Origin of the sequence: Modestobacter caceresii (genome assembly GCF_000761485.1) — a bacterium.
GTDB lineage: Bacteria > Actinomycetota > Actinomycetes > Mycobacteriales > Geodermatophilaceae > Modestobacter > Modestobacter caceresii.
This window is the reverse complement of sequence record NZ_JPMX01000028.1, coordinates 14,667-40,698: the sequence shown is the minus strand read 5'-3', so window position 1 is coordinate 40,698 and position 26,032 is coordinate 14,667. Positions and strand designations below refer to the sequence as shown.

21 protein-coding genes are annotated in these 26,032 nt (G+C 73.2%); 10 read left to right on the top strand and 11 right to left on the bottom strand.

The window, feature by feature from the left end; translation table 11 throughout:
- Positions 1–17: 17 nt before the first annotated feature.
- From IN07_RS08470 to IN07_RS08435, 8 genes are all read right to left on the bottom strand, one after another.
- Positions 18–560, bottom strand: a complete 543-nt coding sequence (locus IN07_RS08470; protein WP_036335141.1) for a Na(+)/H(+) antiporter subunit C — start codon at positions 558–560, stop codon at positions 18–20.
- Positions 557–3,445 (bottom strand): Na+/H+ antiporter subunit A, encoded by a 2,889-nt coding sequence (locus tag IN07_RS08465; protein ID WP_036335138.1) that lies wholly within the window; start codon positions 3,443–3,445, stop codon positions 557–559. The genes IN07_RS08470 and IN07_RS08465 overlap by 4 nt, the downstream gene beginning before the upstream one ends.
- Before the next feature lie 131 nt (positions 3,446–3,576).
- Positions 3,577–5,394 carry an ABC-F family ATP-binding cassette domain-containing protein gene (locus tag IN07_RS08460; protein WP_036335135.1) on the bottom strand — a complete coding sequence of 606 codons (1,818 nt, stop codon included), beginning with the start codon at positions 5,392–5,394 and terminating at the stop codon, positions 3,577–3,579.
- A 60-nt stretch (positions 5,395–5,454) separates the two neighbouring features.
- On the bottom strand, positions 5,455–6,099 hold the full coding sequence (locus IN07_RS08455) for a dihydrofolate reductase family protein (RefSeq protein WP_036335132.1): 645 nt from the start codon (positions 6,097–6,099) through the stop codon (positions 5,455–5,457).
- Positions 6,100–6,168: 69 nt separating this feature from the next.
- On the bottom strand, positions 6,169–7,074 hold the full coding sequence (locus IN07_RS08450) for a transglutaminase family protein (protein ID WP_231558060.1): 906 nt from the start codon (positions 7,072–7,074) through the stop codon (positions 6,169–6,171).
- Positions 7,075–7,079: 5 nt separating this feature from the next.
- Positions 7,080–8,030: an alpha-E domain-containing protein gene (locus IN07_RS08445; protein ID WP_036335131.1), complete on the bottom strand. Its 951-nt coding sequence runs from the start codon at positions 8,028–8,030 to the stop codon at positions 7,080–7,082.
- A complete protein-coding gene (locus IN07_RS08440) occupies positions 8,024–9,664 on the bottom strand; it encodes a circularly permuted type 2 ATP-grasp protein (RefSeq protein WP_231558059.1) in 1,641 nt (546 codons plus the stop codon). The genes IN07_RS08445 and IN07_RS08440 overlap by 7 nt, the downstream gene beginning before the upstream one ends.
- Before the next feature lie 81 nt (positions 9,665–9,745).
- Positions 9,746–10,774: a LacI family DNA-binding transcriptional regulator gene (locus IN07_RS08435; protein ID WP_036335128.1), complete on the bottom strand. Its 1,029-nt coding sequence runs from the start codon at positions 10,772–10,774 to the stop codon at positions 9,746–9,748.
- Positions 10,775–10,972: 198 nt separating this feature from the next.
- Between IN07_RS08435 and IN07_RS08430 the strand changes: the two genes are divergently transcribed.
- From IN07_RS08430 to IN07_RS08395, 8 genes are all read left to right on the top strand, one after another.
- Complete coding sequence (locus IN07_RS08430) at positions 10,973–12,304, top strand: ABC transporter substrate-binding protein (RefSeq protein ID WP_036335126.1); 1,332 nt, start codon at positions 10,973–10,975, stop codon at positions 12,302–12,304.
- Positions 12,305–12,457: 153 nt separating this feature from the next.
- Complete coding sequence (locus tag IN07_RS08425; protein WP_036335124.1) at positions 12,458–13,441, top strand: carbohydrate ABC transporter permease; 984 nt, start codon at positions 12,458–12,460, stop codon at positions 13,439–13,441.
- Between the two features lie 9 nt (positions 13,442–13,450).
- On the top strand, positions 13,451–14,362 hold the full coding sequence (locus IN07_RS08420; protein ID WP_036335123.1) for a carbohydrate ABC transporter permease: 912 nt from the start codon (positions 13,451–13,453) through the stop codon (positions 14,360–14,362).
- A 52-nt stretch (positions 14,363–14,414) separates the two neighbouring features.
- Positions 14,415–15,512, top strand: coding sequence for an ABC transporter ATP-binding protein (locus IN07_RS08415; protein WP_036335121.1), 1,098 nt, complete (start codon positions 14,415–14,417; stop codon positions 15,510–15,512).
- Between the two features lie 132 nt (positions 15,513–15,644).
- Positions 15,645–17,042, top strand: a complete 1,398-nt coding sequence (locus tag IN07_RS08410; protein WP_036335120.1) for a GH1 family beta-glucosidase — start codon at positions 15,645–15,647, stop codon at positions 17,040–17,042.
- The gene (locus IN07_RS08405; RefSeq protein ID WP_036335119.1) at positions 17,039–17,761 is read left to right on the top strand and encodes an SDR family NAD(P)-dependent oxidoreductase; all 723 of its coding nucleotides are present in this window, start codon (positions 17,039–17,041) and stop codon (positions 17,759–17,761) included. The genes IN07_RS08410 and IN07_RS08405 overlap by 4 nt, the downstream gene beginning before the upstream one ends.
- Before the next feature lie 21 nt (positions 17,762–17,782).
- A complete protein-coding gene (locus IN07_RS08400; RefSeq protein ID WP_036335118.1) occupies positions 17,783–18,733 on the top strand; it encodes a glycoside hydrolase family 88 protein in 951 nt (316 codons plus the stop codon).
- Between the two features lie 73 nt (positions 18,734–18,806).
- Entirely contained in the window at positions 18,807–19,436 is a 630-nt protein-coding gene (locus IN07_RS08395) for a maleylpyruvate isomerase family mycothiol-dependent enzyme (RefSeq protein WP_036335117.1), read from the top strand.
- Between the two features lie 123 nt (positions 19,437–19,559).
- On the opposite strand, the gene IN07_RS08390 is transcribed toward IN07_RS08395, so the two are convergent.
- The gene (locus IN07_RS08390) at positions 19,560–20,894 is read right to left on the bottom strand and encodes a glycoside hydrolase family 6 protein (protein WP_036335115.1); all 1,335 of its coding nucleotides are present in this window, start codon (positions 20,892–20,894) and stop codon (positions 19,560–19,562) included.
- A gap of 239 nt (positions 20,895–21,133) precedes the next feature.
- Between IN07_RS08390 and IN07_RS08385 the strand changes: the two genes are divergently transcribed.
- Positions 21,134–22,132, top strand: coding sequence for a pirin family protein (locus IN07_RS08385; protein WP_036335114.1), 999 nt, complete (start codon positions 21,134–21,136; stop codon positions 22,130–22,132).
- A 10-nt stretch (positions 22,133–22,142) separates the two neighbouring features.
- Positions 22,143–23,108, top strand: coding sequence for a pirin family protein (locus tag IN07_RS08380; RefSeq protein ID WP_036335112.1), 966 nt, complete (start codon positions 22,143–22,145; stop codon positions 23,106–23,108).
- A 45-nt stretch (positions 23,109–23,153) separates the two neighbouring features.
- On the opposite strand, the gene IN07_RS08375 is transcribed toward IN07_RS08380, so the two are convergent.
- Together IN07_RS08375 and IN07_RS08370 are read right to left on the bottom strand one after the other, a co-directional pair.
- Entirely contained in the window at positions 23,154–24,839 is a 1,686-nt protein-coding gene (locus IN07_RS08375) for a dipeptide ABC transporter ATP-binding protein (RefSeq protein WP_036335110.1), read from the bottom strand.
- The gene (locus IN07_RS08370; protein ID WP_036335108.1) at positions 24,836–26,032 is read right to left on the bottom strand and encodes an ABC transporter permease; all 1,197 of its coding nucleotides are present in this window, start codon (positions 26,030–26,032) and stop codon (positions 24,836–24,838) included. The genes IN07_RS08375 and IN07_RS08370 overlap by 4 nt, the downstream gene beginning before the upstream one ends.

Below are 26,032 nucleotides of genomic sequence, written 5' to 3'. Positions count from 1 at the left end.
GGGTGCGAGAGCGCCGATCACTGCTCGCCCCGCCGGGTCGGTGGGAGCGTGACGTCGTCGGAGGCGAACTCGCCGTACCGGTGCGCCAGCTGCTCCTCGACGTCGACGTCGGAGTGCAGGGTGTTCCCCTTCCCGGCCGGACGGTCCTGCGGCGCGAGCCGGCCGGGCTCGATGTCGTCGGGGTCCATGTCGTCGGCGTCCGTGCCCTTCCGGGCAGCGACCCGCCGGTCCTCCTCGTCGATCTCGATGACCTCCTGCCGGACCAGTCGCCAGGACCGGTGCACCATCGCCAGCAGGAACGCGGTGACCCCGAAGGTGATCACGATCGCGGTGAGCACCAGGGCCTGCGGCAGCGGGTCGCTCATCTCCTCGGCCTCGGCGTACCCGAAGATCGGGGACAGCCCGGCCGGGCCGCTGGCGGACAGCAGCAGCAGGTTCGTCGCGTTGCCGAGCAGGATGAAGCCCAGGATCACCCGGGTCAGGCTGCGGTCCAGCAGCAGGTAGACGCCTGCCGCGTAGAGGCCACCGATCACGACCGGGAGCACGATGGTGGGCGTCATCGGGCGATCACCTCCTCAGGAGCGGTCTCGCTCGGGTCCTGCTCGTCCTCCTGCCGGTCCTGCTCGGCGCCCAGGCTGCGCAGCACGTCCAGGACCAGGCCGACGACGATGAGGTAGACGCCGATGTCGAAGAACAGCGCGGTGGGCAGGCTCACGTGGCCGAGCACCGCCACGTCGGTCTCCAGGTAGGCGGACTCCAGCACCGCGTCACCCAGCAGCAGGCCGGCCAGCCCGGTGCCGCCGGCCACCAGCAGACCGCCGCCGAGCAGCAGGCCCGGCGACACGCGGGCCGCCTCGCCGAGCTCGTAGCGCCCACCGGCCAGGTAGCGGAGCACCAGGGCCAGCCCGGCCACCAGTCCCCCGGCGAACCCGCCGCCGGGCTGGTTGTGCCCGGAGAACAGCAGGAAGAGCGAGAACACCACGATCGGGTGGAACAGGAAGCGGGTGGCCACCTCGAGCACCACCGAACGTCGCTGGGGCGCGAGGGTGGAGGACGCCGAGAGCCAGCGGCTCTTCGGCGCCCGCCGGGCCGCGGTCGGGTCGTCGCCGGTCGTGTGCTCGTCCCCCGGCCGGTCGACCGCGCCGGTCCGGCTGCGGAGGAAGACCAGGCTGGCCACGCCGGTGGCCGCCACGACCAGCACCGAGAGCTCGCCGAGGGTGTCCCAGGCGCGGATGTCGACCAGGATGACGTTGACGACGTTCTCCCCGTGCCCCTCCTCCAGTGCGAGCTCCGGGATGTCGGTGGAGACCGGGGTGGCCGTGCGCGCGCTCAGCGCCGCGGCGCCGACACCGGCCATCAGCACACCGACACAGACCGCCAGCAGGGCCCGGCCGGTGCGCTCGGCGGGGCGGTGTCGCTCGCTGATGTCCTCGGGGAGCCGGCGGAGCACGAGCACGAAGACCACCAGGCTCAGCGTCTCGACCAGGAACTGGGTCAGTGCCAGGTCCGGGGCACCGTGCAGGACGAAGAGCAGGGCCAGGCCGTAGCCGGTCACGCCCACCACCAGCACCGCGGACAGCCGCTGCCGGATCGGCACCGCGACGACTGCGGCGATCACCACCACCGCACCGACCAGCGCCTGCAGGGGCGTGTCCCAGGCGCGCCACTCCTGCGGCCAGGGCGCCCGGAAGAGCAGGATCGAGCCCGGCAGCGCCAGGACGACGACGAGGATGGTGCCCAGGTAGGCCGGCAGCGACCCGCGCTGCGTCGTCCCGGTCACCAGGACGGCGATCCGGTCCAGGCCCTGCAGGACGTTCCAGTAGCCCTCGTCGGCGGAGGCTCCCACGGCGAGCCGGCGCTGCAGCCGGTGGAACGGTGACCGGAGGGCGAACAGCGCGGCGCCACCGAGCAGGGTGACCGCCGACAGCGCGAGGGCCGGCTGCAGGCCGTGCCAGAGCGCCAGGTGCTCGGCCTCCGGGGCGATCAACGGCAGGGTCTCGGCGTACACGACCACCAGGTGGTCCAGCAACGGGCTGGCCGGGCCGGCGGCGAGGCCGGCGAGCGCGAGGACGGCCGGCGCCGCGAGGAACAGCGGGCCGGGGTGGTGCTCCAGCTCCTCCGGGGCGGAGTCCGGCAGATCCGGCTTCCGCGCGAACGCCCCCCACAGGTACCGGGCGCAGTACGCGGCGGTGAACACCGACCCCAGCACCAGGCCCACCAGGACGACGACGGCGCTGACCCGGTCGGGCAGGCCGCCGTCCCACAGCGCGGTGAACGCCGCCTCCTTGCCCACGAAGCCCAGGAACGGCGGCAGCCCGACGAGGCTGGCGGCGGCCAGCGTGGAGATGACGGCGAGGGCGGGCATCCGCCGTCCGAGGCCGGAGAGCAGGCGCAGGTCGCGGACCCCGGTCGCGTGGTCGATCACGCCGACGGAGAGGAACAGCGTCGACTTGCTCAGCGCGTGCGCGATTGTCATCGCCAGGCCGGCCGCGGCCAGCTCCTGGCTGCCGGCGCCGACCATGGTGATCAGGAAGCCCAGCTGGCTGACGGTGCTGAAGGCCAGCAGCAGCTTCAGGTCGTTCTGCCGCAGCGAGCGCCAGCCGCCGATCAGCATGGTGGCCACGCCGAGCCCCAGCACGACCGGTCGCCAGCCGGGGACGTCGGCCAGGCCGGGGGCCAGCCGGGCGACCAGGTAGATGCCGGCCTTCACCATCGCCGCGGCGTGCAGGTAGGCGCTGACCGGGGTCGGGGCCTCCATCGCCGCCGGCAGCCAGAAGTGGAAGGGCACCATCGCCGACTTGGTGACCGCGCCGGCCAGGACGAGCATCGTGCCGGCCACCATCACCGGGCCGCTGCCCGGGTCGGCGACGATCTCCGACAGCAGCCGGCTGCCGCTGGCCGCGGAGATCATCAGCAGCCCGACCAGCATCGCCAGCCCGCCGGCGGTGGTGAGCAGCAGCGCCTGGCTGGCTGCCCGCCGCCCGGCGAGCTTGGCCCCCGAGCCGCCGATCAGCAGGAACGAGAAGACGGTGGTGAGCTCCCAGAAGACGTAGAGCACCAGCACGTCGTCGGCCAGCACCAGGCCGAGCATCGACCCGGCGAAGGCGGTCATGACGCCTGCGAACCGGCCGACCCCCTCGTCGTCGGGCTCGAAGTAGCGCGCGCAGTAGACCAGCACCAGCGCACCGACGCCGGTGACCAGCGCAGCGAAGGTCAGCGCCAGCGCGTCCAGCCGCAGGGCGATCTGCAGGTCCAGCGCCGGGATCCAGGAGAGCGTCTCGCGGACCTCTCCCCCACCGACGACGGTGCCCAGCCGGGTGAGCACCCAGCCGAAGGCGGCACCCGGCACCAGGGCGAGCGCCAGGAACGCCTGCCGGCCCCACCACCGCACGAGCAGCGGAGCTGCCAGCGCGGCGACGAGGTGGAGCAGGAGCAGCAGGCCCAAAAGGGTCCCTTTCGGTGGTCATCGGGCGGGCGGGCGGAGACACGCACCCCCGATCGGCGCGTTCGAACGTTGCGCCCCATCCTCCTGGGCGCAGCCGGACCCGGCGACTCGAGCAGCGCGCCGATCACTGCTCAGGCGTCGGCGATCTCCGTCGCGGCCAGCCAGTCGGTCTCGACCTGCTCCTTCTCCGCCTGCAGCGCCTTGAGCTGGGCGTCGAGCTCGGCAGCCCGGGCGTAGTCGGTCGCCGCCGCGGCCAGCTGCTCGTGCAGCTTCTTCTCGTCGGCGTCCAGCTTGAGCATCCGGCGCTCCAGCTTGGACGCCTCCTTGCGCGCGGCGCGGGAGTCCGCCGCGGACACGACCGGGGACGACGTCGTCCCACCCGCCGTCCCGCCCGGGGACCCGCCGGACGCGGTGGTCAGCGGGGCACCGCCGGCCGCCCGGCGGGCCAGGTACTCCTCCACGCCACCGGGCAGCTCGGCCAGCGAGCCGTCGCCCAGCAGTGCCACCACCTTGTCGCAGACCCGGTCGACGAAGTACCGGTCGTGGCTGACCACCAGCACCGTGCCGGGGAAGCTGTCGAGCAGGTCCTCCAGCGCGGTCAGCGTGTCGATGTCCAGGTCGTTGGTGGGCTCGTCGAGCAGCAGCACGTTCGGCTCGCCCATCAGCAGGCGCAGCAGCTGCAGCCGCCGGCGTTCGCCGCCGGAGAGGTCGCCGACCGGCGTCCACTGGCGGTTGGCGGCGAAGCCGAACCGCTCGGCCAGCGAGGACGCGGAGATCTCCTGGTTGCCGATCTTGGCGATCCGGGCGACGTCCTGCACCGCCTCGAGCACCCGTTGCCGCGGGTCGAGCTCGGTGACGTGCTGGGACAGGTACGCCGGTGCGACCGTCTGCCCCACGGCGACCGTGCCGGAGTCGGCCTCGTTCTCCCCGACCAGCAGCTTGAGCAGCGAGGTCTTGCCCGCGCCGTTGACGCCGACGATGCCGATCCGGTCGCCCGGCCCGACGTGCCAGGTGAGGTCGCGGAACAGCGTGCGCGGACCGTCGTCGGTCGGCACGGCGTAGTCGACGTCCTCGACGTCGTAGACGCTCTTGCCCAGCCGCCGCGCGGCGAAGCCGGCCAGCGCCATCGTGTCCCGGGCCGGCGGCTCGTCGGCGATCAGCGCCTGCGCGGCCTCGATCCGGAACTTGGGCTTGCTGGTGCGGGCCGGCGGGCCCCGGCGCAGCCAGGCCAGCTCCTTGCGCACCAGGTTGAGCCGGCGGTCCTCGGTCACCGCGGAGATCCGCGCCCGCTCGGCCCGGGCCAGCGTGTAGGCGGAGTAGCCGCCCTCGTAGGCGTGCACGTTGCCGTCGGCGACCTCCCAGGTCGTCGTGCACACCTCGTCCAGGAACCACCGGTCGTGGGTGACGACCAGCAGGCCGCCGGCGCGGGCCTTGACGTACTCGGCGAGCCAGGCGACGCCCTCGACGTCGAGGTGGTTGGTCGGCTCGTCCAGCACCAGCAGGTCCAGCGGCCGGATCAGCTGGGCGGCCAGCGCGACCCGGCGCCGCTCACCACCGGACATCGGCGCCACCGGGGCGTCCAGGCCCATCCGGTCCAGCTCCAGCCCGTTCAGCACCGACCGGACGGCGGGGTCGCCGGCCCACTCGTGCTCCTCGGCGAACCGGGACGTCGGCAGGACGACGTCGCGCACCGTCGTCCCGGCCGGGAGGGTGCCGGTCTGGTCGAGCACCCCCATGGCCAGGTCGCCGCGGCGGGTGACCCGGCCGGAGTCGGGCTCGTCGGTGCCGGTGAGCACGCTCAGCAGGGTGGACTTGCCGCCCCCGTTGCGGCCGACGATGCCGATCCGCTCACCGGCCGCGACCCCGAGGGAGACGTCGTCGAGGATGACCGTCGTGCCGTGTGCCTTGTGCACCCGTTCGAGGTTGACCAGGTTCAGGGGTGCGCTCATCACCGCCCAGCATCCCAGGTCCGTCGGGCCCGCTCCCGCCAGCCCGCGCTCGTCGGGTCCTCAGCGCCGCCAGAACAGGTGGTGGGTCACCCCGCTCGGGCTGGGGACGACCTCGTGGTGGAACCGGTCGAGCAGCTCATCGGGCGACGTCCACAGCCGCGACCCGGCGCCGAGCTCGACCGGTGCCACTGCCACGTGCACGGTGTCGACCAGGTCGGCGTCCAGGAACTGCCGGATGGTGGCGGCTCCCCCGCCGAGCCGGACGTCGCGACCGTCGGCCGCCTCCTTCGCCTGCTCGAGGACCGTGGCCGGTGCACCGCTGACGAAGTGGAACGTCGTGTCCGACAGCGAGAACGAGGGCCGCTCGTGGTGGGTCAGCACGAACACCGGCGTGTGGAACGGGGGCTCGTCCCCCCACCAGCCCTGCCACTCGTGGTCGCGCCACGGTCCGCGCTGGGGCCCGAACTTGTTCCGGCCCATGATCTCGGCGCCGATGTTGCGCCCGAACTCACGCATGAAGTGGTCGTCCAGGCCGCGGGTGCCGCCGGGCTCGGTGCGGTTGGGCCAGCTCGCGGTGGCGAACGCCCAGGCGCCCAGCACCGCCGGGTCGGCGTGGCCGAACGGCCGCTCCAGGCTCTGACCCTCCCCCGCACCGAAACCGTCGCTGGAGAGCATGACGTTGTGGACCCTGAGCAGCTGTTGCACGGGAGCCTCCTCTGACGTGGTCGCTGTCAGGAGGGACCGCCCCCGACCGCAGAACTCATCGCCGCCCGCTCAGGCGAGGCGGGTGACCTCCACGGTCACGCTCGAGCCCTCGCTCCGGGGGCCGGAGAAGATGCCCTTGAGCGGCGGGACGTCGGAGTAGTCGCGACCTCGAGCCAGGGTCACGTGCCGGGGCCCGACCTCCACGGAGTTCGTCGGGTCGAAGCCGGACCACCCGCCGTCCCACCACTCCACCCAGGCGTGGCTCTCGCCGGTGACCGTCTGCCCGATCGCCGCCGCGGGCTCCGGGTGCAGGTACCCGGAGACGTACCGGGCGGGCAGCCCCAGGGCGCGGAGCAGCCCGACGGAGACGTGCGAGATGTCCTGGCAGACGCCCTTGCGGTGCGTCCACGCCTGCATCGCGTTGGTCTTCACGTTGGTCGAACCGGTCAGGTACGCCATGTGCTCGTGCACGAAGCCGCAGACCAGGTGCCCGGCCTCCCGCGGGTCGGCGTCCCGGAGGACGGCCCGCACCTCGGCGACCACCGGGTCGTCCATCGCGGTCAGCGGTGTCGGCCGGAGCATCTCCCCGAACCGGTCCTGCAGGTCGGGGACGGCCAGGTCGGCCCAGTCCACCGGGTCCGGGACGTGCGGCTCCGGGCCGGCCTCCACCTCCGAGGTGGCCTGCACGACGAGCTCGGTGTGCGGACCGTGGGTGTCGAAGGCGGTGACCGTCGACCCCCAGTAGTCGCGGTAGGCGTGCACCGTGGCGGTCGGCTCGATCTCCACCCGGGAGCGCAGCGTGGTCTGCCGGCTGCTGTTCTCCGGGGTCATCCGGGCCTCGTTGTAGGAGGAGCGGACCGGCCCGCCGTAGCGGAAGGAACTGCGGTGCACGACCTGCAGCCGCCAGCGGTCGCTGGGCACCCGCGCCGGGCCGGACTGGACCTGCGACTGCGACTGCGACTGGGACTGCGGCACCGCGCTCACCCTGCGCCTTCCGGCACCCAGACCTGGGGCGCCTGCTCGGTGAAGAACCGGTTGGTGACCGCCTCGCTGGCGGCTGAGCAGGTGCGCTGCAGCTCGTCCAGCCGGGCCGGCAGCCGCGCCAGGATCTCGTCGGTCTGCATGAACTCCAGCATCGTCCGGGCCCGGCCGACGATCCGGTGCGCCTCACCGGCGACGCCGATCCGGTGACCCTCGCGCACGTTGGCCCGCTCCAGCTCGGCCAGGCACCCCTCCGCCCGCTCCAGCGAGGCGAACACCGAGCGCGGGAAGAGCCGGTCCAGCAGCAGGAACTCCGCGGCCCGGCTGGAGTTGACCGCGCCGCGGTAGGTGCGCAGGTAGGGCTCGTAGGCGCCGGTCGAGCGCAGCACGAGGGTCCAGGACGGCGCGGCGTCACCGGCCAGCACCCGGGTCGAGAGCATCCGGGCGGTCATGTCGACCCGCTCCAGCGACCGCCCCAGGATCAGGAACAGCCAGCCCTCGTCGCGGCTCATCGTGGCGTCGGCGAGGCCGAAGACCATCGCCGACCGCTCCCGGACGAACCGGAACAGCGAGTGCGGGCCGTACCGGCGGGCCATCGTGCGCTGCTGCGGCAGCGCGTTGTGGGTGACGTTGAGCGACTCCCAGATCTCCGCCGACAGCACCTCACGCGCGCCGCGGGCGTTCTCCCGGGCGGCCGACAGCGCTCCGGTGATGGAGCTCGGGCTGGCCCGGTCGAAGGCCAGGGTGGCCAGCACCCGCTCGGTGTCGGCCTCCTCGGGCGGGCAGGGCGCACCCATCAGCGCCAGCAGGTTGGCGCAGGCCCGCTGCTCGTCGATCCACGGGTCCTCGACCAGCCGCTGGGTGTGCACGTCGAGGATCCGGGCGGTGTCGTCGGCGCGCTCGACGTAGCGCCCGATCCAGAACAGCGACTCCGCGATCCGACTCAGCACGGCGCACTCCCCCGTCCCCCGCCGTCCCGTTCCACCAAAATGGCCATTTTGGTGGTGGTGGCTTGCTGCTGTTGCTGGGACTGGGCGAGGGCGTTGTCGTTGGGCGGGCCCGGGTCCTGGGCCGGCGGCTCGACCGGCAGGTCCTCGGTGGTGAACTCGATCCGGGTGACGTCGTGCTCGGGTGCCGGCTCGACCGCGGGGCGCGGCGCGCTGATCACCCAGGTGTCCTTCGAGCCGCCGCCCTGGCTGGAGTTGACCACCAGCTCGCCCTCGGGCAGCGCCACCCGGGTCAGCCCGCCGGGCAGCACCCAGACGTCGGTGCCGTCGTTGACCGCGAACGGCCGCAGGTCGACGTGCCGCGGGGCGATCCGGCCGTTGATCAGCGTCGGGGACGTCGAGAGGCCGATCGGCGCCTGCGCGATCCAGTCCCGCGGGCTGCTGCGCACCTTGACCGCCAGCTCCTCCAGCGTCCGCTCGTCCGCCCGCGGCCCGATCACGATGCCCTTGCCTCCCGAGCCGTCGACCGGCTTGAGCACCAGCTGGTCGAGCGAGGCGAGCACCCACTCGACGGTGTCGGGCTCATCGAGCCGGTGGGTCTCGGCGTTGGCGAGCACCGGCTCCTCGCCCAGGTAGTACCGGATGAGGTCGGGCACCCAGGTGTAGAGCAGCTTGTCGTCGGCGACGCCGTTGCCCACCGCGTTGGCGATGGTCACCCGGCCGGCGCGGGCGGCGTTGAGCACGCCGGCGCAGCCGATCACCGAGTCGGAGCGGAAGTGGACCGGGTCGAGGAACTCGTCGTCGATCCGGCGGTAGATGACGTCGACCCGCTGCTGGCCGTCCGTCGTCCGCATGCTGACCTGGCCGCCGGAGCACACCAGGTCCCGGCCCTCGACCAGCTCCACGCCCATCTGCCGGGCCAGCAGCGCGTGCTCGAAGTAGGCGGAGTTGTAGACGCCGGGGGTGAGCAGCACGACCGTGGGGTCGCTGACGCCGGCCGGTGCCGAGGCCTTCAACGCGGCGAGCAGCCGGCCCGGGTACTCCGCGACCGGCTGCACCCGGTGGTCACCGAACAGCTCCGGCAGCACCGAGGTCATCGCCGCCCGGTTGGTGATCACGTAGCTGACGCCCGACGGCGAGCGGAGGTTGTCCTCCAGCACCCGGAAGTCGCCGGCCTCGTCGCGCACCAGGTCGATGCCGCTGACGTGCACCCGGACGCCGTTGGGCGGCACCAGCCCGTGCGCGGCCCGGTGGAAGTGCGCACTGGTGGTCACCACGGAGCGCGGCACGATCCGGTCGGCGAAGACCTCACCGGCGCCGTAGACGTCGGCCAGGAACGCCTCCAGCGCCCACACCCGCTGGGCCACCCCACGCTCGATCACCGACCACTCCTGGTGGCCGATGACCCGGGGCACGATGTCCAGCGGGAAGGGCTGTTCCTCACCGGCGTGCGCGAAGGTCACCCCGGCGTCGCGGTAGGTCTGCGAGAGGACGTCGGCCCGGGCGGCCAGCTCCTCCCCCGACATCGGCTGCAGCGAGCTGAACAGGCCGGTGTAGGGGGCGCGGGGCTGGCCGGGGGCCGCGAACATCTCGTCCCACTGCTGCCCGAGCGGGTAGCCGTCGAAGAGGTCCGCCATGCGACGAACCTAGACAGGGCCTGTGTCCCGCGCGTTTCGACAGCGCCCGCCCTCGACCCGGCCGGTGGGCGGCGCCCGCTGCTACGCCGAGGCGCGCCGGACGAGCGAGGTGCGGCACACCCGGGACTCCACCGCCTCCCCCGCGCCCTCGATCTGGCGCAGCAGCAGTTCGGTGAGCAGCGGGGTCATGTCGGCCAGCGGCTGGGCGATCGTGGTCAGCGGCGGGTCGCACCGGGTGGCGACGGCGGCGTCGTCGAAGCCGACCACGGCGACGTCCTCGGGCACCCGCCGGCCGGCGACGCGCAGGGCACTCAGCGCCCCCACCGCCATCGGGTCCGAGGCCACGAAGACCGCGTCCAGCTCGGGGTCGCGACCCAGCAGCGACTCCATCGCCCGGGCGCCGCCGGCCTCGGTGAAGTCGCCCTCCGCCTCCAGCTGCGGGAACGACTGCAGGCCGGCTGCGGCCAGCGCCGCCCGGTGGCCGGCGAGCCGGTCGACCCCGGCGATCATGTCCAGCGGCCCGGTGATCGTGGCGATCCGGCGGCGTCCGGTGGCGATCAGGTGCGCCGTGGCGACCTCGGCACCGCCGCGGTTGTCGGCGTCGACGTAGGACACCGCCCGGTCGTCGAAGGGCCGCCCGCACATCACCAGGGGCATGCCGGCCTCGGCGAGGATGTCGGGCAGCGGGTCGTCGCTGTGCACCGACATCAGGATGACGCCGTCGACGTGGCCCATGCGGGCGTACCGGCCGATCTTCTCCTGCTCGCGTTCGTCCTGGGCGGTCAGCAGCACCAGGTTCAGGTCGGTGTCGGCCAGGGTCGCGGACACGCCCCGCACGATGCTGGCGAAGAAGGGGTCGGAGAAGACCTGGGTGTTGGGCTCGTTGAGCACCAGCGCGATGGTGTCGGTGCGCCGGGTGACCAGGCTGCGGGCCATCCGGTTGGGCACGTAGCGCAGCTCGGCGATCGCCGACCGCACCGCCGCCCGGGCCTCCGGGCTCACCCGCGGTGAGTCGTTGACGACCCGCGACACCGTGGCGCGGGACACACCGGCGAGCAGGGCGACCTCGTCCAGCGTCGGCACCGCGGCGCGCGGCATCGTGTCGGTCATGTGTCTCCAGTGCTCGGGCCAGTGTGCTCATGGTGCACTGTGAGAGCGCTCTCCAACAGTCCTGCGGCGTTATCCAGCTGTTACTTGACAGCCGGTTGTGGCCCAGACCACTCTGTGCGCCACGGCCGTGAGAGCGTTCTCACGCCCCCGGTGGACGATGCAGTGGAGCACGCGTCCCGGGACGACCCAGGAGGTCAGATGTTCCATTCCTCGAAGAGCAGGGCGGCGTGGGGAGCGGCACTGGCCGCGGTCCTGCTGACCGCCGGCTGTGGCGGTTCCGACGACGCGAGCGCCGACGCCGCCGACTACGACCCGGACGCTCCGGTCACCCTGACCGTCGGCACGTTCGGCACCATGGACCTGGACAACGCGGGGCTCTACGACGAGTACATGGAGCTCCACCCGAACGTCACGATCAAGCAGAACAACGTCGCCCAGTCCGCGGCCTACTACAAGTCGCTGCAGACCCGGATGGCCGCCAACTCCGGCCTCGACGACGTCCAGGCCATGGAGATCGGCTTCATCGCCGACGTCGTGCGCAACCACGCCGACGAGTTCGTCGACTGGAGCCAGGAGGAGAACGCCGACGAGCTGGAGGGCAACTTCTACGACTGGAAGTGGGGCCAGGCCTCCACCTCCGACGGTGCCACGATCGCCCTCGGCACCGACACCGGCCCGCAGGCCATGTGCTACCGCAAGGACATGTTCGAGCAGGCCGGCCTGCCCACCGACCCGGCCGAGGTCGCGGCGCTGTGGCCCACCTGGGACGAGTACCTCGAGGTCGCCGAGCAGTACATGGCCTCCCCGACCAAGCCCGCCAACAGCTTCTTCCTCGACAGCCCGGCGAGCATCTTCTCCTCCTCGGTCTACCAGGGCGACCTGGCCTACAACGACGAGGAGGGCAACCCGATCCCCGCGGAGAGCGACGGGGTCGAGCAGGCCTGGGAGTACGCCAGCCAGGCCGCCGACGAGGGCCTGACCGCCAATCTGTCGCAGTTCGGCGACGAGTGGGTCGCGGCCTTCCCCAACGGGGCCTTCGCCACGATCGCCTGCCCGGCCTGGATGCTGGGTTACATCAGCTCCCAGATGGGTGAGGCGGGGGCCGGCCTCTGGGACATCGCCCCGCTGCCCGGCTCCGACGAGAGCGCCAGCAACTGGGGCGGCTCCTTCCTCGGCGTCCCGGCCGACGGCCCGAACGTCGAGGCGGCCAAGGACCTCGTCGAGTGGCTGACCGCACCGGAGCAGCAGGTGAAGATGTTCACCCGCGCGGCGCACTTCCCCTCCAGCCCGCAGGCGGCCGAGGACCCCGAGGTCGTCGGTGCGACCAACGAGTACTTCAGCAACGCCCCGACCGGCGAGATCTTCGGTGAGTCGGCGGCGAACATCCAGCGGACCCCGATCGGCCCGTACGACACGCAGATCCAGGAGGCGTTCACCACGGCGCTGACCGACGTCGCCGCAGGTGGTGCCGAGATCGACGAGGGCTGGGACAACGCCCTCAAGGCCGCCCAGCAGGCAACCGGCGGCTGAGCCCACCCGGCTCAACGCACCGCCGACCGGACGCGGTGCCCGGGAGCGTCCCCGCTCCCGGGCACCTGCACCGGTCCCGCCGTCCCGGCCCGCTCGCGCCCCCGGGACCCGCCCGGCCCGATCCGCGCCCACCGACACCGTCGAGGACCCTGCATGACCATCGCGAGTGGCACCGTCCGCGAGGCGGCGATCGCCGCACCACCACCCCGATCGGCCGCACCCCCGGCCCGTCCCCGCAAGCGCCGCCAGCTGACCCGCAACCGCTGGGGCTACGCCTACGTCGCACCGTTCTTCCTGGTGTTCGCGGCGTTCAGCCTCTACCCGTTCATGTACACCGCCTGGGTCTCGCTGCACGAGACCAGCCTGTCGAACATCAACGGCGGCACCTGGGTGGGCCTGGAGAACTACCGCGACCTGCTGCAGAGCGAGTTCTTCTGGAACGCCACCCGCAACACCTTCACCATCGGGATCCTGGCCACGGTGCCGCAGCTGTGCATGGCCCTGGGGCTGGCCCACCTGCTGAACTACAAGCTCCGCGGCCGCACCTTCTTCCGCACCGTGATGCTGATGCCCTACGCGACGTCCATCGCCGCGGCGACGCTGGTCTTCTCCCAGCTCTTCGGCCGCGACTACGGCCTGATCAACACCATGCTGGAAGCCGTCGGCCTGCAGGCCATCGACTGGGAGGCCGGGACGGTCAGCAGCCAGGTCGCCATCGCGGTGATCGTCACCTGGCGCTGGACCGGCTACAACGCGCTGATCTACCTGGCCGCGATGCAGTCGATCCCCGGTGAGCTCTACGAGGCCGCGGAGATCGACGGCGCGAGCAAGTGGAAGCAGTTCCTGCACGTGACGATCCCGTCGCTGCGCCCGACGATCCTGTTCACCATCGTCGTCTCCACCATCGGCGCCGTGCAGCTGTTCGGCGAGCCGCTGCTGTTCGCCGGCAACGGCACCACCTCCGGCGGCTCCTCGGGGCAGTACCAGACGCTCGGCCTGCTGATGTACCAGCAGGGCTGGAGCAACTTCCACATCGGCCAGGCAGCCACCACGGCCTGGGCCATGTTCATGATCATCCTGGTGATCGTGGGGGTCAACGCCGTCATCGGCCGCCTCCGCGCCCGGGCCGACCGGTAGGAGACCGGCATGGCGACCCTCGCTCCTCCCGTCACCGACACCGGCCGGGACACCCCGCCCGCGGCCCCGACGACCCGCCGCCGCGGCCACCGTGGCGGCAGCAAGGCCGGCAAGCCCGGCCCGGTGACCTACACGCTGCTGACCCTGGTGGCGCTGGTCTCGATCTTCCCGCTCTACTGGACCCTCGTCGCGGGTTCGCACACCAACGCCGAGATCGCCGCGACCCCGCCGCCGTTCCTGCCCAACGCCAGCCTGTTCGACAACTTCCAGGCGGCGCTGGAGCAGGCACCGATCGGCAAGGCGATCCTCAACTCGGTGCTGGTCGCCGGCAGCATCACCGTCGGCACCGTGCTCTTCTGCACGCTGGCCGGGTTCGCCTTCGCCAAGCTCCAGTTCCGCGGCAAGGGCGTGCTGCTGGGCCTGGTGATCGGCACGATGATGGTGCCGACCCAGCTGGCGGTGATCCCGCTGTTCATGATGATCGCCGAGCTCCAGTGGGTGAACCAGCTGCAGGCGGTCATCCTGCCCACGCTGGTCAGCGCCTTCGGCGTCTTCTTCATGCGGCAGTACCTGATCTCCGCGCTGCCCAACGAGCTGCTGGAGGCCGGCCGGGTTGACGGCGCCTCGACGTTCCGGATCTTCTGGTCGATCGTCGTCCCGGTCGCCCGGCCGGCGATGGCCGTGCTGGCGATGCTCACGTTCCTCACCGCCTGGAACGAGTTCTTCTGGCCGCTCATCGCGCTGACCACCGCCAACCCGACGGTCCAGGTGGCGCTGGCCGGACTGGGCTCGGGCTACGTGCCCCAGCGCTCGGTGATCATGGCCGGCACCCTGCTGGGCACGCTGCCCGTCCTGATCGTCTTCACGATCCTGGGCAAGCAGATCGTCGGCGGCATCATGCAGGGCGCGGTGAAGGGATGACCCACTGCGCGACTCCGTCCTCCCCCTCCCTCCTCCCGAGAGGTACCTGACCATGGCCACCGTGTCCTTCCAGCAGGCCAGCCGGATCTACCCCAAGTCCGAGCGGCCTGCGGTCGACTCCCTGGACCTGGAGATCGCCGACGGCGAGTTCCTCGTCCTGGTCGGGCCCTCTGGGTGCGGCAAGTCCACGTCCCTGCGGATGCTCGCCGGACTGGAGGAGGTCGACACCGGGTCGATCGTGATCGGCGACCGGGACGTCACCGACTCCCCGCCCAAGGAGCGGGACATCGCGATGGTGTTCCAGAACTACGCCCTGTACCCGCACATGACGGTCGAGGAGAACATGGGCTTCGCGCTCAAGCTCGCGGGCCTCTCCAAGGACGAGCGGGCCACCCGGGTCCGCGAGGCGGCGAAGATCCTGGACCTGGAGCCGTACCTGTCCCGCCGGCCGAAGGCGCTGTCCGGTGGCCAGCGCCAGCGCGTGGCCATGGGCCGGGCGATCGTGCGCAACCCGCAGGTCTTCCTGATGGACGAGCCGCTGTCCAACCTGGACGCCAAGCTCCGCGTGCAGACCCGCACCCAGATCGCGGCCCTGCAGCGCCGGCTGGGCACCACGACCGTCTACGTCACCCACGACCAGGTCGAGGCGATGACGATGGGCGACCGGGTCGCGGTGCTCAAGGACGGCGTCCTGCAGCAGTGCGACACCCCCGGCGTCCTCTACGACCGGCCGGCCAACGTCTTCGTCGCCGGCTTCATCGGCTCCCCGGCGATGAACCTGGTCACCGGAGACGCGGTGGACGGCGGCGTGCAGGTCGGCAGCGGGATGCTGCCGGTCCCCCGGGACCATCTGACCCGGGCCGCGGCGAGCAACGGGAAGGTGACCGTCGGGTTCCGCCCCGAGACAGTGCGCCTGGTCGGCCCCGGTGAGGGCCTGCCGGTCCGGGTCAACGTGGTGGAGCAGCTGGGCTCGGACGCCTTCCTCTACACCTCCCTCGCCGACGCCCCCGACGACGTGCTGCACTCCGCGGACCTGGTGGTGCGCACCGAGCCCCGCACCCCGGTCGCCGCCGGGCAGCAGCTCTGGCTGGGCGCGGACCGCGGTGCCCTGCACGTGTTCGACGCCCAGACCCAGCAGCGGGTCGACTGACAAAGGACCGCCCTGCCCCCCACCACTCGCACGCTCGCGGCGGGCCCCTGCAGGGGGGCCGCCACCTCCTCCTCCGCACGGCCTGACCTCGCCGCGCGATCCCCCCACGCCCTCGCAAGGAGCACTCCTGTCATGACCTCCACCGACGTGCGCCCGCAGACCGCTGCCGGGTTGACCTTCCCGCCAGGCTTCGTCTTCGGCGCCGCCACCGCGGCCTACCAGATCGAGGGCGCGGTCGACGTCGACGGCCGCGGGCCGTCGATCTGGGACACCTTCAGCCACACCCCCGGCAAGACCTTCCAGGGCGACACCGGCGACGTCGCCGTCGAGCACTACGTCCGCTACCCCCAGGACGTCGCGCTGATGAAGGACCTGGGCCTGGACGCCTACCGGTTCTCCGTCTCCTGGCCCCGGGTGCTCCCGGCCGGCGCCGGCGCGATCGAGCAGCGTGGCCTGGACTTCTACCGTCGGCTGGTCGACGAGCTCCTCGGGGCCGGCATCGCCCCCTGGCTGACCCTCTACCACTGGGACCTCCCGCAGGCGCTGCAGGACCAGGGCGGCTGGACCGACCGGGACACCGCGTACCGGTTCGCCGAGTACGCCGGCGTCGTCTACGACGCCCTGGGCGACCGGGTGCCGCACTGGTCGACGCTGAACGAGCCGATGTGCAGCTCGCTGCTGGGCTACATGGCCGGCCAGCACGCCCCCGGCCACCAGGACCCGGTCGAGGCCTCCCGCGCGGTGCACCACCTGCTGCTCGGGCACGGCCTGGCCACCCAGGTGATGCGCGACAAGGGCGCCGACCACCTGGGCATCACGCTGAACTTCACGCCGATGTCGCCGGCCACCGACTCCCCTGCCGACGTCGACGCCGCCCGTCGGCTCGACGGTCAGCAGAACCGGATGTTCCTGGTGCCGATCGCCACCGGGGAGTACCCGGCCGACGTCGTGGCCGACCTGGCGGACGCCGGTGCGCCGCTGCCGATCGAGGACGGCGACCTGGAGGTCATCTCCGCGCCGCTGGACTGGCTGGGCGTGAACTACTACTTCGAGTCGACGGTCCGCGGGCTCAGCGAGCCCAGCGGCAAGCACCCGACCTTCATCGGCGCCGAGCGCGTGCAGGACCTGGAGCCCGAGGGGCCGACCACCACGATGGGCTGGGGCATCTCCCCGGAGGCGTTCACCGCGCTGCTCACCCGGATCTCCGGGATCGCGCCCGGGCTGCCGCTGTTCATCACCGAGAACGGCTCGGCCTGGCCGGACGAGGTCTCCGCGGACGGTCAGGTGCACGACCCCGAGCGGGTCGACTACCTGCTGCGGCACCTCGCGGCGATGACCGAGGCGATCGACGCCGGTGCCGACGTCCGCGGCTACTTCGCCTGGTCGCTGCTGGACAACTACGAGTGGGCCCGCGGCTACGCGCAGCGCTTCGGGCTGGTGCACGTCGACTACGCCACCCAGGTCCGGACGCCCAAGGACAGCGCCGGCACCTACGCCGACGTCATCCGCAGCGCCAAGGACGGCGTGTGACCGACGCCTCCACCGCCGACCTCGCGGGACGCCGGGTGCTGCTCACCGGCGCCTCCCGCGGGGTCGGCGCGGCCGTCGCCCGGCGGCTGGTCGCGGCCGGTGCCGACGTGCTGGGCACGGCCCGGGACGAGCGGCGGCTGGACGAGCTCACCCGGGACCTGGCCGACGGCCCCGGCTCCTTCACCGCCGTGGTCGCCGACCTGACCGACGAGGCCACGCCGCACCGGCTGGCCGAGGCGGTCGGGCAGCGGTGGGGCGCGCTGGACGTGCTGCTGAACAACGCCGGGGTGATGCTCGCCCGCGAGGCCCGCTTCGAGGACGAGCCGGCCGGCACGCTCGAGGAGAGCCTGCTGGTCAACTGCGTCGTCCCGCACCGGTTGGTGCTCGCGCTGCTGCCCGCCCTGCGCAAGGGCACCGACCCCCGGGTGGTGCACGTCAGCTCCGGGGCGGGCACCACCGAGCTCATCGGTGACGCCGGGATCGGCAGCTACCGGGTGAGCAAGTGGGCGCTGAACGGGCTGGTGCTCATGCAGGCCGCGCAGCTGGCCGGGGAGGTCGCGGTCAACGCCCTGGACCCCGGCTGGGTGCGCACCGACCTGGGCGGTCAGGAGGCACCGGGCACCCCCGAGGAGAGCGCGGCGGGCGCCCTGGCGCTCCTGCGCGAGCCACCGGCGGTGACCGGCCGGATCTTCAAGGACGGCGCCGAGATCGCCTTCTGAGCTCGTCGACTGGAGGAACCCGTGCTGGACGACGACGTCCGCCGTCGGGTGCTGGACTGCCTGCTGGTCTCCCAACGCCACTCCTGGGACCAGGGGCTCACGGCGGCCGTGCTCGAGGAGTCGGGCGCGGCCGCCGCGCTGCAGGCGCTGGTCGACGACGCGGTCGCCCGCCAGCTGCCCGACGGCCGACTGGCAGAGCTGGACCCGGCCTGCGCGGTGAACGGTGCGGCGCTCGGTGAGTTCGTCGACTCCCTGGCGCACCGGCTCGGCGACCCGGCGCTGGCCGCGGCCGCCGCCCGCCAGCACGGCTGGGTGTCCTCCGGTGCGCCGCGGGCTGCGGACGGGACGCTGTTCCACCTGCTGGGCAGCCGCCAGGTGTGGGCCGACACCGTCTACATGGTCGTGCCCTTCCTGGCCTGCCGCGGCGACGGCGCCGCTGCGGTCGCCCAGCTGACCGGTCACCGCAGCCGGTTGCGCGACCCGGTCAGCGGGCTGTGGGCCGCCCGCTGGGACGAGGACGCCGGAGCGTTGGCCGACCCGCGGGCCTGGGGCACCGGCAACGGCTGGGTCGCCGCCGGCGCGGCCCGGGCGGTGTGCTGGCTGCCCGGAGCCGCCGGCACCGCGGTCGCCGCGGAGGCGCGCGCCCTGCTGGACGCCGTCCTGCCGCTGCGCCGTCCCGACGGGTTGTTCGGCGATGTGCTCGACGATCCGGCGACCCCGGCGGACACCAACGTCGCCGCGATGCTCGGCTTCGCGGCGCTGACCGGGGCGGCGGAGGGCTGGCTCCCGCACCGGTTCGGGGGCGTCGGGGAGTCGCTGGTCGCCGCGGTGGTCGAGCGGGTCGACGGCCTCGGCCGGGTCACCGGCGCGAGCGCCGCGCCGCACTTCGACCGGCCCGGTCACTCCCCCGAGGCCCAGGCGTTCCTGCTGCTGGCCGACGCGGCCTGCCGGCGCTGGCGCGCCGGACGCTGAACCGGCGCTCCGGCTCCGGGGGCACGTGCGGCAGCCCCTTGCCCGGGGGCAGCGCGGCGACGACGGTCGCGCCGTGGACCGCGAACGGGTGTGGGGTCAGGTCACCGACGAGCGCAGGGCGGTGCTCGACCTGCTGGAGGAGCTGACCCCGGCGGAGTGGGACGCGCCCACCCTCTGCGCCGGGTGGCGGGTCCGGGAGCTGGTCGCCCACCTGACCATGCCCACCCGGACCGGCCCGCTCGCCGCCACGGTCGGGCTGGCGCGGGCACGGTTCGACGTCGACCGGTACTTCGCCGAGTGGGCGGTGGAGCACGGCCGGGCTCCGACGGCAGAGCTGCTGCAGCAGTGGCGCGACGTCGTCACCTCCGGCCGCCGGCCCCGGGACGGCACGCCCGGCGGGGTCCTGGTGGAGACGGTGGCCCATGCCCAGGACCTCCGGCGCCCGCTCGGGCGTCCCGCCGCCACCCCGCCGGACCGGCTCCGGACGGCGCTGGACGTCGCCGTGCGGCGCGGACGCCCCTTCCGTGGCCGGCAGCGGGCCGCCGGACTGCGGTGGGTGGGCACCGACGTCGACTGGACGTGGGGCACCCCGGGTGACCCGGAGGTGCGTGGCCACGGCGACGACCTGCTGCTCGCAATGCTCGGCCGGCCCGCCGTGCTGCGGGACCTGAGCGGGACCGGCGTCGTCCGGCTGGCCGGCTGAACGGCGGCGTCCCGGCTGCTCACCGGCGGAGGGGTGCCGCATCGGGCGCCGGCGCGGGGAGGCCGGGCACCGGGGCGCCCCGGTGGCCTGACGGGACGCCCCGGGCGGTCCGGACCGCGCGGGTCAGCGCAGCGCCGGGACGGCGAGCTGAGCCAGCTGGAGCGCCTGCTCCGGGAACCACGCCCCGGCGGCCGGGTCGGTGATCCCGCCCCACTCCGGGTCGGTCGTGCTGCCGGTGATGCCGCGGTTGCAGGAGCCGTCGGACTGCCCCGGCGTCTTGACCCAGAGGTAGGCGTCGACCAGCGGGAAGGCGGGGTCCGGAGCCGCCTGGGGACGCGGACCGAGACCCCGGCCGGGCGGGTTGCACCACGTCTGCGGGTCCGGGTAAGTGCCCTCGGCCGGCGCCCAGGGGCCCTGGCCGTTGCGGCTCGTGTCGATCACCACGTGCGCGGTCGGCTCGAGGTCACCGAGCAAGGCGTCGTAGCGCTGGTTGATGCCCAGGGTGTTCGCCGCAGGGTCCGTCGCCGTGTCGCTCCACTGCTGGAAGGGGTCCAGCGCACCGCCGACGAACCCGTTGGCCGGGCCACCGTTCCAGTACTGGTTCGGGCACGGGTCGGCGTCGATGCCGTGCACGTAGGTGGCCGGGAGCACGGCCAGGCACTCGGAGATCCAGGTGCCGTACTGCGCCAGGTTGGGCGTGTACTGGTAGTTCGAGGTGTTCAGCGCCAGGCCCTGGAACTCCGCGACGCCGGCGTCCTGCAGCCGGTCGGCGATGCTGCCGACGTTGTGCCAGCCGGTGTGGCCGGCATCCAGGTAGACCAGGGCGTCGGGGTTCGCCCGCTCGATCGCCTCGCCGGCGTAGCGGATGTCGGCCAGCCGCCCGGCGTCGGTGGGCGCCGTCCCCGCCGGGTAGGTGCCCGGCGGGCAGTCGCCGGGCATGAGCGCCAGCCCGTCCGGCTCGATCACCACGACGACCTGCTGGTTCCGCATCAACCCGGCAGCGAACCCGTCGACCCAGGCGCGGTAGGCGGCGTCGTCGGCGGCCCCGCCGGCGGAGTACTGCGAGCAGTCGCGGCCGGGGACGTTGTAGACCACGAAGGTCGGCACCGACCCGGTCGCCCTGGCCAGCGCGGAGGCCTTGCGGACCTCGTGCCGCACCTGCATCGGCGTCCCGTCGGTGAACCAGATCGCCTGCGGGGTGGCGGCCTCACGGGCGATCAGCTCGGCGTCGGCGAAGCGGTCGGCCCGGGCCAGGTCGATCGTCTGCCGGACGGCACCCGGATCCGGCACCGGCGTGGTGAAGCGGGTGCCCGGGTCGAGCGGCTGGGCCTGGGTCGCCGGCGCCGGCGCCGACGGGGCGGCGGCCGCGGCCGGGGCGAGGGCCAGGTGGCCCACGGTGGCGGTCGCAGCCACCGTCAGCAGTGCCGCGCGTCCGCGGCGGAGGGAACTCGAGAACATCGTCGTCCTGTCGGTCGATGGGCCACGCGGAGCCTCGGCGCTCCGCGTGAGAGCGCTCCCACAGCGGGCCAGGCCGGACCGCCGAACAGGTGTGGGAGCTGTCACACCCTCTCCCGACGACAGGCTCCTGGCAAGACCCGAACGTTCCGGATCCGGACCCGTCTGCACGGTGGGAAGGAACACCGGGCCACACGGCTTACAGTGGTTCTGGTTGAGCATTCAACAGAAGTGAGGCCGCCATGCCCGCCGTGACCGTCGAGGACACCACCACCCTCGCCCGGGTCCCCCTGCCCGCGCCCCGCACGGTCCGCCGCCGGGTGCGGTCGGTTACGACTGCGCCGTCCGGCTTCGAGGGCGAGGGCTTCCCGGTCCGGCGCGCGTTCGCCGGCGTCGACCTGCGTGCCCTCGACCCGTTCCTGCACATGGACCAGATGGGCGAGGTCGAGTACGCCCCCGGCGAGCCCAAGGGCACCTCGTGGCACCCGCACCGCGGCTTCGAGACCGTCACCTACCTCCTCGACGGCACCTTCGAGCACGCCGACAGCCACGGCGGCGGCGGCACGATCAGCGACGGCGACACCCAGTGGATGACGGCCGGCGGGGGCGTCCTGCACATCGAGCGGCCGCCGGAGTCGCTGGTGCTCAGCGGCGGGCTCTTCCACGGCCTGCAGCTGTGGGTGAACCTGCCCCGGGCGCAGAAGTGGGTGGAGCCGCGCTACCAGGACCTGCGGGCGCGCCAGTCGGTGCTGCTGGCCAGCCCGGACGGCGGCGCGCTGCTGCGGGTGATCGCCGGCGACGTCGGCGGGCACCGCGGCCCGGGCAGCACGTACACGCCCATGACGATGGTGCACGCCACCGTCTCCCCCGGCGCCTCGCTGGACCTGCCCTGGCGGCCGGACTTCAACGCGCTCGTCTACGTGCTCTCCGGGTCCGGCGCGGTCGGCATCGACGGCGCTCCGGTGCACACCGGGCAGCTCGCCGTCCTCGGCCCCGGCGACACGGTGACCGTGCACGGCACCCGGCCCGGCGACCGGCACGCCGAGGCGCGCACGCCGGACCTGGACGTCGTCGTCCTCGGTGGGCTGCCGATCCGGGAGCCGATCGCGATGTACGGGCCGTTCGTGATGAACACCCGGCAGGAGGTGCTGGACGCGATGACCGACGCCTCCGCCGGCCGGCTCGGCACCATCCCGGCCGCCCGGGTCGCACACGGTGACGTGCACGGTCTGAGCGAGTAGGAAGGCCGCCATGAGCAACCTCGAGCCACGGCCGGCGCCGCACGAGCTGGGCGGGCGCGCTCAGGCGTCGGCCGGTCCCGCGCTGGACCTGCTGCCGGGCAAGGAGGTGCTGCTCGGCGAGGCCACGCACGTCCGCCGGCTGCTGCCCACCCTCGGCCGGCGGCTGGTCGGCGCCTGGGCCTTCATCGACCACTACGGCCCCGACGACGTGTTCGGCTCCGAGGGCATGCAGGTCCTCCCTCACCCGCACACCGGGCTGCAGACGGTCTCCTGGCTGCTGGACGGCGAGGTGCACCACCGCGACTCCCTCGGCAGCGACGTGCTGATCCGGCCGCGCGAGCTGGCGCTGATGACCGCCGGGCACGCGATCGCGCACGCCGAGCAGTCGCCGGCGGTGCACCCGCGGTACCTGCACGGCGCGCAGCTGTGGGTGGCGCTGCCCGACGGCGTCCGGGACGCCGCCCCGGCGTTCGAGCACCACACCGCGCTGCCCGGCTTCGACTCCGACGGGGTGCGGGCGACCGTGCTGATGGGCGCGATGGCCGGCGCCACCTCACCGGGGACGGCGCACACCCCGCTGGTCGGCGTGGACCTGGAGCTGTCCGCCGGCGCCGACGTGGAGCTGCCGCTGGAACCGGACTTCGAGTACGCGGTACTCACCGCGTCGGGCACCGCCGACGTCGAGGGCGTGCCGCTGACCCCCGGCGCGATGCTCTACCTGGGCTCGGGCCGGCGCACCGTGCGGCTGCGCGCGGACGACGCCGCCCAGCTGCTGCTGCTGGGCGGCGAGCCGTTCGAGGAGCGGATCGTCATGTGGTGGAACTTCGTCGGCCGCTCCGGCGAGGAGATCGCCGAGTACGCCGAGCAGTGGGCCGAGGGCGACCGGTTCGCCGACGTCCCCGGCTTCGACGGCCACCGGCTCGGCGCCCCGGCCCTGCCCCCGCTCCCCCTCAAGCCCCGCGGCCGCGTCCGCTGACGACCCGAAGGGGCAGAAGTCGCGACTTCGGCCCCTCTCGGGTCATCAGTCGGAGGCGCGGAGGGTGTTCCAGTGGGTACGGCGGCGGGCCTGCTCGTCGGGGTCGGGCACCGGCAACGAGGCGATCAGCCGCTGCGTGTACGGGTGCTTCGGCGCGCCCAGCACCTCGGCCCCCGTGCCCTCCTCCACCAGCTGGCCGCGATAGAGCACCGCGATCCGGTCAGCGAGCAGGTCGACCACGGCCAGGTCGTGGCTGATGAACAGCGCGGCGAACCCGAGCTCCCGCTGCAGCTCGTCGAAGAGCTCCAGCACCCGCGCCTGCACCGACACGTCCAGCGCGGAGGTCGGCTCGTCGGCGATGAGCAGCTCCGGCTGCAGCGCCAGGCTCCGGGCCAGGCTGGCCCGCTGCCGCTGCCCACCGGAGAGCTCGTGCGGGTACCGGTCGCCGAACGCCTTCGGCAGCTGCACCGCCTCCAGCAGCTCGTCGACCCGCGGGCGGGCCGCACGCGGGTCCTTGGCGCGCTTGTGCACCACGAGCGGCTCGGCCACCGCCTCGGCGATGGTGAGCAGCGGGTTGAAGCTGGACGCCGGGTCCTGGAACACGAACCCGATCCGCTCGCGCACCGGCCGGAACGCGCGCTCCTTCATCCCGTTCATCTCGGTGCCCAGCACCGTCAGCGAGCCGTGGCTGACCTTGGTCAGGCCGGCGATCGCCCGTCCGATGGTGGTCTTCCCGCTGCCGGACTCCCCGACCAGGCCGAGCACCTCGCCCGGGCGGATGCTGAAGCTGACGCTGTCCACGGCGACGAAGTCCGGCCGGCGCATCCGGCCGGGGTAGACGATCCGCAGGTCCTTCGCCTCGACGACCGGCGCGGTCCTCTCCCAGCCGGCCGCGCGCCGGACGGCCCGCTCCCGGGTGCGCTCGACGCCCTGACCGAGCCGCGGGACGGCGGCCAGCAGCTGCTGGGTGTACGGGTCCTCCGGTGCGCTGAACAGCGTCCGGACGTCGGCCTGCTCGACGATCCGGCCCTGGTACATGACGGCGACCCGGTCGGCCAGGTCGGCGACCACGCCCATGTTGTGCGTGATCAGCACGATGGCGGCGCCGAAGTCGTCCCGGCAGCGGCGCAACAGCTCCAGGATCTCGGCCTGCACCGTGACGTCGAGCGCCGTCGTCGGCTCGTCGGCGATGATCACGCCGGGGTCGAGCACCAGGGCCTGGGCGATGACGATCCGCTGCTTCTGCCCGCCGGAGAACTGGTGCGGGTAGTGGTCGACCCGGTGCTCGGGGTCGGGGATGCCGACCAGGCGCAGCACGTCGATCGCCTTGGCCCGGGCCTCCTTCTTGCTGTACTTCCCGTGCGCCCGCAGCCCCTCGGCGATCTGCCAACCGATCGGGTAGACCGGGTTCAGCGAGGTCGAGGGCTCCTGGAACACCATCGCGGCGTCCTGCCCGCGCACCTCGCGCAGCTGCGCGCCGGACAGCGGGACGACGTCCTGCTCAGTGGTGCCGTCCTTGCTGCTCAGCACCACCGCACCGCGCACCCGCGCGGTCTCCGGCAGCAGCCCCAGGATGCTGCGCGCGGTGACGGTCTTGCCGCTGCCGCTCTCCCCCACGATGGCCAGCACCTCACCGGCCTGGACGGCGAGGGTGACGTCCTGCACCGCGGTGACGGCGCCGGCGTCGGTGGCGAAGGAGATCTGCAGGTCCTTGATGTCGACGACGCTCATGAGCGGGTCCCTCCTCCGTCCTGGCCGGTCACGTCCGGCCCGGCCACCTGCCCCTCGGCAGGCTCGGCGCCGGTGGCGCCGGCCGAGGCCGGGTTCCCGGGCCGTCCGCCGGCCGCGGTGACCTCCAGGCCACCGACGCCCGCCGGTCCTGCGGTCAGCGCGCCACCGGGGACGGCGGCGACCTCGCCCTCCTCCGCCGGCTCCTGGTCGGCCACCCGGCGTCGGGTGCGCAGCCGGGGGTCGGCGAGGTCGTTGAGGCTCTCGCCGACCAGCGTCAGCCCGAGCACCACCAGCACGATCGCGAGGCCGGGGAACAGCGAGGTCCACCAGATCCCGCTGGTCACGTCGGACAGCGACTGCTGCAGGTCGTAGCCCCACTCGGCGGCAGCGGTCGGCTGGATGCCGAAGCCCAGGAAACCCAGGCCGGCCAGGGTGAGGATCGCCTCGGACGCGTTCAGCGTGAGGATCAGCGGCAGCGTGCGGGTGGCGTTGCGCAGCACGTGCCGGAGCATGATCCGGCGGTTGCTCGCCCCGATGACCCGGGCGGACTCGACGAAGGCCTCGGCCTTGATCCGCACCGTCTCGGCCCGGATCACCCGGAAGTACTGCGGGATGAAGACCACGGTGATGGAGATGGCGGCGGCCATGATGCCACCCCACAGGCTGGACTGCCCCCCGCTGATGACGATCGCCACGATGATGGCCAGCAGCAGCGCCGGGAAGGCGTAGATCGCGTCGGCGATGACGACGAGCACCCGGTCCAGCCAGCCGCCGAAGTAGCCGGAGACCAGGCCCAGCAGCACGCCGGCGACGATCGACAGCAGGACGGCGACGACGATCACGTAGAGCGCCGTCCGCGAGCCCCAGATCACCCGGGACAGCACGTCGTACCCGCCCACGGTCGTGCCGAGCAGGTGGTCGCCGGACGGTGGCTGCTGGGCCCCGAACAGCCCCTCGGCGTCGCGCAGCTGGCCGTACTCGTAGGGCGCCAGCAGCGGCGCGAACAGCGCGGTGAGCAGGAAGACGCCCATCAGCACCAGCCCGGCCACGAGCATGCCGCGCTGCAGGCCGACGCTCTGCCGCAGCTGGTGGACGATCGGCAGCGAGCGCCAGGACCGGCGCCGGCGGGCCGGTGTCGTACCGGGCTCGCCGGCCGGTCCGGCCGCGGTCGGCACGGAGGTCGCCGTGGCCAT

What these genes read in the sequence shown, in the direction of transcription:
- IN07_RS08420 (WP_036335123.1), top strand. Translation starts at nt 13,451, where the DNA reads ATGGCGACCCTCGCTCCTCCCGTCACCGACACCGGCCGGGACACCCCG.
- IN07_RS08375 (WP_036335110.1), bottom strand. Translation starts at nt 24,839, where the DNA reads ATGAGCGTCGTCGACATCAAGGACCTGCAGATCTCCTTCGCCACCGAC.
- IN07_RS08390 (WP_036335115.1), bottom strand. Translation starts at nt 20,894, where the DNA reads ATGTTCTCGAGTTCCCTCCGCCGCGGACGCGCGGCACTGCTGACGGTG.
- IN07_RS08460 (WP_036335135.1), bottom strand. Translation starts at nt 5,394, where the DNA reads ATGAGCGCACCCCTGAACCTGGTCAACCTCGAACGGGTGCACAAGGCA.
- IN07_RS08440 (WP_231558059.1), bottom strand. Translation starts at nt 9,664, where the DNA reads ATGGCGGACCTCTTCGACGGCTACCCGCTCGGGCAGCAGTGGGACGAG.
- IN07_RS08410 (WP_036335120.1), top strand. Translation starts at nt 15,645, where the DNA reads ATGACCTCCACCGACGTGCGCCCGCAGACCGCTGCCGGGTTGACCTTC.
- IN07_RS08385 (WP_036335114.1), top strand. Translation starts at nt 21,134, where the DNA reads ATGCCCGCCGTGACCGTCGAGGACACCACCACCCTCGCCCGGGTCCCC.
- IN07_RS08430 (WP_036335126.1), top strand. Translation starts at nt 10,973, where the DNA reads ATGTTCCATTCCTCGAAGAGCAGGGCGGCGTGGGGAGCGGCACTGGCC.
- IN07_RS08370 (WP_036335108.1), bottom strand. Translation starts at nt 26,032, where the DNA reads ATGGCCACGGCGACCTCCGTGCCGACCGCGGCCGGACCGGCCGGCGAG.
- IN07_RS08415 (WP_036335121.1), top strand. Translation starts at nt 14,415, where the DNA reads ATGGCCACCGTGTCCTTCCAGCAGGCCAGCCGGATCTACCCCAAGTCC.
- IN07_RS08470 (WP_036335141.1), bottom strand. Translation starts at nt 560, where the DNA reads ATGACGCCCACCATCGTGCTCCCGGTCGTGATCGGTGGCCTCTACGCG.
- IN07_RS08425 (WP_036335124.1), top strand. Translation starts at nt 12,458, where the DNA reads ATGACCATCGCGAGTGGCACCGTCCGCGAGGCGGCGATCGCCGCACCA.
- IN07_RS08380 (WP_036335112.1), top strand. Translation starts at nt 22,143, where the DNA reads ATGAGCAACCTCGAGCCACGGCCGGCGCCGCACGAGCTGGGCGGGCGC.
- IN07_RS08435 (WP_036335128.1), bottom strand. Translation starts at nt 10,774, where the DNA reads ATGACCGACACGATGCCGCGCGCCGCGGTGCCGACGCTGGACGAGGTC.